A 388-nucleotide genomic window follows, 5' to 3' on the forward strand; every position below is an offset into this window, starting at 1 on the left:
GCGCAGGATGTCGCGTTCTTCGCGCAGCTTTGCGTTTTCTTTTTCTAGCTGGCGGATTCGTTCAGAATCAGTCGTCGCTTGGGCCTTGTCGCGCATGGTTTTCGTGCGGGCACGTTTGCCGGTGCCGTACTGCTTAAGCCAGGAATAAAGTGAGGAACGATTAACTCCTAGCTCTGCTGAAGCCGCGTGGAGTGAGAGGTCCTCATTGTTTTCGTAGAGGGCCACAGCATCACGTTTGAACTGTTCGGAGTACCTAGGCATGGTGGTAGATTACCTTTCTTCCCAACCCAACCGGGCTGGATATCAGGTGTCTACCTAACAGGGGTCAGGTCCGCTCTACTCCACGGTCACAGCCGATAACGTTGCGGAGTTCTACACGGCCCATGAC

At 54.4% G+C, this 388-nt stretch carries 1 protein-coding gene; it reads right to left on the bottom strand.

Features of this window, described 5'->3' with window-relative positions; all coding sequences use genetic code 11:
* Window positions 1-261: IS3 family transposase (locus HMPREF3056_RS11770; protein ID WP_070754926.1), on the bottom strand; the 261-nt coding region annotated here is incomplete at its 3' end.
* Window positions 262-388 lie beyond the last annotated feature (127 nt).

Origin of the sequence: Corynebacterium sp. HMSC056F09, from assembly GCF_001815785.1 — a bacterium.
Classification (GTDB): domain Bacteria; phylum Actinomycetota; class Actinomycetes; order Mycobacteriales; family Mycobacteriaceae; genus Corynebacterium; species Corynebacterium hiratae.